The sequence below is a fragment of the Methylomonas rosea genome (genome assembly GCF_024505055.1).
GTDB lineage: Bacteria > Pseudomonadota > Gammaproteobacteria > Methylococcales > Methylomonadaceae > Methylomonas > Methylomonas rosea.
The window spans coordinates 1-6,226 of sequence record NZ_JANIBL010000108.1; the positions used below are offsets into that span (position 1 = coordinate 1).

General features: G+C 47.2%; 8 protein-coding genes. 1 reads left to right on the forward strand and 7 read right to left on the reverse strand.

The window, feature by feature from the left end:
• Positions 1–162 precede the first annotated feature (162 nt).
• From NP589_RS21000 to NP589_RS21020, 5 genes are read right to left on the reverse strand one after another with little or no spacing between them, the layout of a single operon-like run.
• Entirely contained in the window at positions 163–825 is a 663-nt protein-coding gene (locus tag NP589_RS21000; RefSeq protein ID WP_256608722.1) for a thermonuclease family protein, read from the reverse strand.
• A gap of 3 nt (positions 826–828) precedes the next feature.
• Positions 829–1,983 carry a His-Xaa-Ser system radical SAM maturase HxsC gene (gene hxsC, locus NP589_RS21005; protein ID WP_256608723.1) on the reverse strand — a complete coding sequence of 385 codons (1,155 nt, stop codon included), beginning with the start codon at positions 1,981–1,983 and terminating at the stop codon, positions 829–831.
• Positions 1,983–3,449, reverse strand: a complete 1,467-nt coding sequence (hxsB, locus tag NP589_RS21010) for a His-Xaa-Ser system radical SAM maturase HxsB (protein WP_256608724.1) — start codon at positions 3,447–3,449, stop codon at positions 1,983–1,985. Before hxsB ends, hxsC begins: the two co-directional genes overlap by 1 nt.
• A complete protein-coding gene (hxsD, locus tag NP589_RS21015; protein ID WP_064038676.1) occupies positions 3,449–3,724 on the reverse strand; it encodes a His-Xaa-Ser system protein HxsD in 276 nt (91 codons plus the stop codon). The genes hxsB and hxsD overlap by 1 nt, the downstream gene beginning before the upstream one ends.
• Before the next feature lie 3 nt (positions 3,725–3,727).
• A complete protein-coding gene (locus NP589_RS21020) occupies positions 3,728–3,976 on the reverse strand; it encodes a hypothetical protein (RefSeq protein WP_157205019.1) in 249 nt (82 codons plus the stop codon).
• Between the two features lie 480 nt (positions 3,977–4,456).
• On the opposite strand from NP589_RS21020, the gene NP589_RS21025 reads away from it, so the two are divergent.
• Entirely contained in the window at positions 4,457–4,969 is a 513-nt protein-coding gene (locus NP589_RS21025) for a hypothetical protein (protein WP_256608725.1), read from the forward strand.
• A gap of 116 nt (positions 4,970–5,085) precedes the next feature.
• Here NP589_RS21025 and NP589_RS21030 read toward each other — a convergent pair whose 3' ends face one another.
• Together NP589_RS21030 and NP589_RS21035 are read right to left on the reverse strand one after the other, a co-directional pair.
• Positions 5,086–5,301, reverse strand: a complete 216-nt coding sequence (locus NP589_RS21030) for an SHOCT domain-containing protein (protein ID WP_256608726.1) — start codon at positions 5,299–5,301, stop codon at positions 5,086–5,088.
• Positions 5,302–5,466: 165 nt separating this feature from the next.
• Positions 5,467–6,081 (reverse strand): AbiV family abortive infection protein, encoded by a 615-nt coding sequence (locus tag NP589_RS21035; RefSeq protein ID WP_256608727.1) that lies wholly within the window; start codon positions 6,079–6,081, stop codon positions 5,467–5,469.
• Positions 6,082–6,226 lie beyond the last annotated feature (145 nt).

Here is a 6,226-nt window from a genome sequence, read left to right on the forward strand (position 1 = left end):
AAGACAGGTTCTTAAGTTATCGTGATAGGTGTCCGCCATGCCTACCATAGGCAGGACGAGTAAAAATACAAACCATAAAAAGACCGCAATGTCTTTCCGCATGATAGTCTTTATCCGCAACTAGATTTATTTAAGTTTAGCTGGCTAATGAAAAGGTATAGGCTACCTGCTATTACACAGCTTTTCGCACGGAACTCCGTCGCCATCGCCATCAAGTCTGCTTAATCCGCATTGACTCAAGTAGACCTTGGCTTCGTCGCAAGAGGTCATTTCCTTGCAATAACGTTTTGCGCCGCATTGGTTATCTGACGGTTTTTCGATGGCTGTCGACACATTGCGTGGGGGCGAATTCTGCTGTTGCCCCTTTTTTGAATGCCTGTATTCCCAAGGTGGTATAGGATTCGGATCAAACCACAAGCCAATTTTGGATTGTTTGGCATTTTCTTCATCTTGAATGAGGCTTTGATCATGAAGATATTGGCGGTATGTCCAAGCCATTCCTTGTCTGATTTGTTCCCTGTTTGCATCAAGCGAATCGACAAAGATCGTGCCGACAGTTCGTCCGTACTTGTCGACGGTCTCTTTTTCAACCTTGACGTTTTTGTTGAAAACCATGGTGGCTAGCGCCTGTTTCGATTTCTGACCAAACGCCTGATCGCTTTCTGGGGCATCGATTTGCGCTAGCCTGATTTTGACTTGGCTCTTATTTGCCAACAGCAATGTCACTGTATCGCCATCATGTACTGATACAACAAACCCTTCCAAGGTCTCTGATAAAGCAACTGAGGTATTAATAAAAAGGGCAATAAATAAAAATAGGCGCATACGTTATAAGGGCTGAATGTGTAAGCTGGGTTTGCTGAGGTTCCACGAGAAAAACCCGCCGCATTGCTGTTTGGCTGAGCATTTTGAGCATTCGTCGAGATAGTCGTTCTTCCAGTCGCTGATGGATTTGACGGCATGGCAGCGGATAGCTTCGGGAACGACGCAGAACGGCGTGTTATAGATCGATACCTTCATGCCGGCTTTCGCCATGGTTTCGACGGCGTCCTGCAACTCATGCCTATAATCGTAAGGATCGATCCATAGCGCCTGCTGGTTCGATTTCGCGAAACCGATCATCTCCAGCCCCATCAAGGCAACGTGGTCGACAAATAGGAGATTCCGCGTGATGAATTCAGCCAGTCTCGGTAGGCGATGGTAATTTTCCTGATGGATCACGACGCGGATTTCTACCGGCACCTGGCAGCGCTTAAGGTTGAGGATACCGCGTATGGTTTCGTCGAATGCGCCGTCGGCCTGCACTATGAAGTCATGCAGTTGCGAATAGTCGGCATACAGCGGTATGCCGATCATGAGGTCTTGATGCTGAACGCGCGAAACCTTAATCGCCAGATCAAGGTTATTGAAATTCCGGCCATTGGACAGAATGTGCAGTGAGGTATTCGGCAAGTGGTTTTTGGCGGCTTGAATCAGCCGGGTGAAGCTATCGTTGCCGATTAACGTAGTCTCGCCACCGGAAAAGCCGATCTCAGGCGTTTCAGGATGTATCAGTGGCAAGGCTTCCAGGATGTCATCGACCAAATAGCTGTCGTCTATATCGCGCGGCGGCTGCGAACACATGATGCAAAACGAGTTGCAGCGTTCGGTCAGCAGGAAAGTATTTACGTTCGCTTCTTTCCGGTACAACACATTGATCTTGCAGCCGGCAGGATAGAACTTGATGACGTCGTTTTCTTTAAGATAGCGGATGTCATTCGACAGCCTGACGGTATTTACAGGCGCATTAGCAATTTCGCCATCGAACGCCAGCAGCACTAATCCAAAGCCGTCAGGTATCGCAGCTGGTTCATGTATGATCAAAACGCTTTGCGAACGAAGCCCGTTTGGCAGGTTCGGATTAACGGTGATCTTGGCGATCAACGGTTCCTCATGCGTCATCGCCGATAAAGCGGCATTGTCCTTGGCGCTCAAACGAATCATCATCTCACCCAGTTGGTTAATATCTTTTTGGTGTCTGGGTCTTCCAGCAGCTTAATCACATGCTTGAAGATTTTCATGTTCTTAGCGCAGAAACCGCTGAACGCCTTATGACCGACGACATCCTGTTGCGTGGCGTAGTGGTAGACGGGATCGGTGCCGCAATAGGGCAAAAAACCGCAGTCGTGGCACATAGGGGCACTTTCGGAGAGACTTGATTCCAAAGTATCGAGTAGAACATCCGATAGCCAGATGTCTTCGTAGCTGTCCGTATGGACGCTGCCGAGCCTGAATTTCCTGTCGCCCATTTCGGCCAGCATTCGCGCTTCGTCGGATGCGTAGACATCGCCGTCGTAGTTATAAACGATGGCAGCGATCGCGGCGCCGGAAGGCGATTGCAGGTCGACGTATCCGGTATTGAACGGCGACAGCAGCTTGGTCAGGATGATTTGCGTGTAGACCTCGACGAAGTGGTGTCCTTGGCGGTTGATCTCCAGGATATAGTCCAAGCCTTCTTTATAAAACTCGAACCATCTATCGATGTCGTATTTCTGCGTCTGGTGATTCTTGACCGCAAACCCATACGGGCTGAGCGGACGCAGGAAAATGCAGTCGAGGTTATGTTCCAGGTAGGTATCGATGATCGATCTGACTTGCGACAGGCTTTTTTCGGTCGTGGTCATCAACGCCCCAATCTTGTCCCGACCTAAAAACCGCTGGGCGTTTTTGATGCCTTTGACCGTAATCTCGTAGCTGTTTTTGCCGGGGCGAGGCCGGTTGCTGTTGTGCAGGGCTTCGTTACCGTCCAGCGATGTCGACAGATGGATGCCGTGTTCTTGGCAGAATGCCAGTACGGTATCGTCGAGAAAGCTCAGGTTGCTGGTGATGACGAACTGTAAATCCCGTTTGTGCGTTTCGTTGAGCTTTTTGGCTTCTGACACGACGTATTGGATTAGATTAAAGTTGAGCAGAGGCTCACCGCCTTGGAACTCGATTTTGATCGCTGGCGACGGGCTCCTGAAAACCAAGGCTAGAGCCTTGCGGGCCGTTTCTTCGGACATGTCGAAAGCATGCTTGTCGTCAGTTTGGCGCGATACCTGGCAGTATTGGCAGGTATAGTCGCAACGCAACGTGACCACGAAGAGGTGCAGCGAGGTGAATTGCGAAGTTCTTAGCGCCTTGGTGCGGTATTTAAGTGCCAGCAGGTCGATAGCGACATTGGAGTCGTCATCGAACAGGAAATGCTTGGATTTCAGATCATGGTAAAAGTCACTATCCTGATCGACGGCCTTTTTGACGTAGCTTTCGAGCTGCGACCGATCAACGACCAGATATTCGCCGACTTCGTTGCTTAAAAGATACCGACCGTCATCCAATCCGGCGAAACGTGACGGCAGCAGGTGATAATCGTGGTTTTCGGCCTGATTGAAGTCATCAACCAGCTTGAAGCGCTTCCCTAGCGGGGACATTATCCAATTAATCCTGTATTCGAAAAGGCGTTTGCTAATATCAGTTGGCGGACGTTGGCGGTTTGTTTCGAAATCGTGTCGCGCAAGTCCTGATCCAAGACTTCGCGTTTAATCCGATCTGCCATGTCTTCGATAGATGATTCAAAAGCGATCACGATGTCGCTGTCTCTCAGTTGAATGTCAAACGAACACTTGTCTTGATATCGATAAAGCGCCCGTTTGATCGTTTCAAGCGAAAAAACGCGAACATCAAAGCTGAGTTCGTGTTTTGTCATTTTTTAGCGTGATGAGTAGTGTGACCGATGAGATGAGTGAGAAGCATGCGAGCTGTGAGCAGCCACAAAAACGCCACCATTTTCGACAGTTGGTCTATCAATCACAAACGGCAATTGTGATGTTTGTTTCTCGACTGAAGCGGTGTCCAGCGTTGGCATTTGATTAGTTGCGCTTTCTGGCAAAGCCGCTGAGGCATCAGCAGCAATTGATGCAGCCAAAATCGATAAAGAGGTCAAAAAGCTTTTTTTCATAGGTCCATTTTCCAAAATAGCGATTCAAAAGCGAATCGTTGCTAGGGTATCTAATCAGGCGACGCTTGTCGAATTGTGTATCAGTTAAGTACTCATATCATAAATAAACCGGAATTTTTTACCAAGATTCCGAACAATGTCTTGTCCACAAGCCACAGACTGTCTCGTGTTGATCCCCATCATCAAAAACGGACAACCAACCTTCATTGTACTCATTGTCTGTGGCTGCTTTTAATTGCTGGCCGAAACTAACCAAATTGGTTGACGACCGGACGGTCGGGTATTGGCCAAACTTGCTCTATCAGAATTATGGGTTCGAATTTTTTCAATATTATTTGCACAAAATCGGGTATTTTTCATTTTATGTGGCAAAAATGAGCCTGACGTGTGACATTAAAATTGAAATAAATCTTTAAAATCAACGCATCATCTTTCACTTTTTGCGTCACTCGACATTTTGAGTGTAGGATGATCAAAGGTATGAATATTCTGAGACTTAGCTATTTGATAGGTGTTTATGACCCAACCAAGCACGACGCTTGGCCTTGGCATTTTCAATACGAGTACGGCCAATATCTTTCGGCTAAACATAGGGTTTGCGGTCGGGAACGAGCGGCGGAATTTTCTACAGAAAAAGAGGCGAGGGATTTTTACTTTCTTTGGAAGCATGCGAGGACATTTAAGTTCGAATTGATCCCGGTGCAATGTTGGGTAGTTGGGCCGGACCCGGCCTATCCTCCGGAGCATCCAAAGTCGATTTTAAAGGCCATTTCGGAGCGCGAGCCTTATTCGGTAAGGCTTACGGCGTCGTTTTGGTTCTACGCTCAAGATATTTCTACGTTGTATTCTGCCAGAACACTTAAAAAGCACCGTGAGGCGCTTCTTAAATATGGCATTGATATTGATCAGACCAGGCCCGCACACTTGGAAATAAAGCCTGAGCCGCCGGTTATTCAAGAACCGGAAAAGCGTGTGCTGACGCGTGTTAAATAGTCAAATCCGCTGGCTTACATATTCCAGGCAACTCTTCCGCCTCTTTCATTAGCTTTTGAACACCCAGGCCAACCGGCTTGCCGAATCCTGTTTCGGTTTGATAGGCAATTGAAGCGCTATTTGAATAGCGCTATCTTTCGCTTTTTGAACTCTGCGGGCGTTATTTCGCCTGAGTCCCTTTGCGATTTCAATTCCTCCCATTTAGCTTTTCTGTCTTGCCTTGCTATCTCTTCCCCCTCCCATGGCGCATAGCCACAGGCCATGGCTCCAGTAATAGCTTCTTGGCTATATCCACGATCCCTCATTTCGTGAAGGAAATCCCAATCGCCCATTTTGTTCTCCTAATTTGTTCTAACGAATAATGATTATCTATCACATCGATAACCCAATACTGTGCTCAGATCAGCATCGTGGTGGATAAGTCTTGTTGGGCCAGTGTCGGCGACCGGACATTCCCTGTCTTTCAAGGAAGGTTTTGGAACGGCTCGAACGAATTATCATAAATTAGCAACGGCCTCAAATAGCGCATCCATCCGCTTCTCTATCAATCCTGTATGCCCTGTATAGCCGACTAATCGATCATCCGCCGTTTCAATGGCTAATAAAATCATCTCTCGGGCTTTCTGTCTCGTGATGGACTCGCCGGGGGTGGCAAATTGATTGTGCTCACTACGGAAGTACAAAGAATCTTCACGAAGCTTGCTAAATTTACCGTCTGCCGCCTCTTCTAATAATTGTTGGCAGCGTTCTTTTCCTATGGCGTCTTCTAGTCGCTTACCCATAAATACTGTAGGAAGAATAGCCATTTGATGCTTTGCAACGTGACTGAACAACTTATCTGTTCGTCCTTTGGCTGGTTGTGTATTGTTTGCCCTACGAAATAAGCCAATGGATGCCTTCGCGACTTCCTCGATGACAGTAATTGAAAGAAATACTGCGGTTCCATAGGAACACCGTTCAAAGCATGAAACAGCATCCAGCAGTAGCACTAAGATATGGTCACACGCTCGATTGAAATCTTGGCTCTTGGTTTTACTATTAAACAACAAATCGCCATTTGCAACGGCCATGTCAATTACATCTAATCCTATATTCTGGTAATCCTTGGACATTGTTGTTTATAAAAAGTAATATCGACTTCATATATTTATCAGTGATCCAGGTTCGACACAATACGTTTAAGATTTGCAGGTATTTTGATCGGAATGAGTGGCCGCTTTGCAGTGGCATAACGATGTTGGGGCATTTTTCGCTATT

Coding starts and splice junctions, on each gene's coding strand:
- hxsC (WP_256608723.1), bottom strand. CDS start 1,983: ATGATTCGTTTGAGCGCCAAGGACAATGCCGCTTTATCGGCGATGACG.
- NP589_RS21030 (WP_256608726.1), bottom strand. CDS start 5,301: ATGGGCGATTGGGATTTCCTTCACGAAATGAGGGATCGTGGATATAGC.
- hxsD (WP_064038676.1), bottom strand. CDS start 3,724: ATGACAAAACACGAACTCAGCTTTGATGTTCGCGTTTTTTCGCTTGAA.
- NP589_RS21020 (WP_157205019.1), bottom strand. CDS start 3,976: ATGAAAAAAAGCTTTTTGACCTCTTTATCGATTTTGGCTGCATCAATT.
- hxsB (WP_256608724.1), bottom strand. CDS start 3,449: ATGTCCCCGCTAGGGAAGCGCTTCAAGCTGGTTGATGACTTCAATCAG.
- NP589_RS21025 (WP_256608725.1), top strand. CDS start 4,457: ATGAATATTCTGAGACTTAGCTATTTGATAGGTGTTTATGACCCAACC.
- NP589_RS21035 (WP_256608727.1), bottom strand. CDS start 6,081: ATGTCCAAGGATTACCAGAATATAGGATTAGATGTAATTGACATGGCC.
- NP589_RS21000 (WP_256608722.1), bottom strand. CDS start 825: ATGCGCCTATTTTTATTTATTGCCCTTTTTATTAATACCTCAGTTGCT.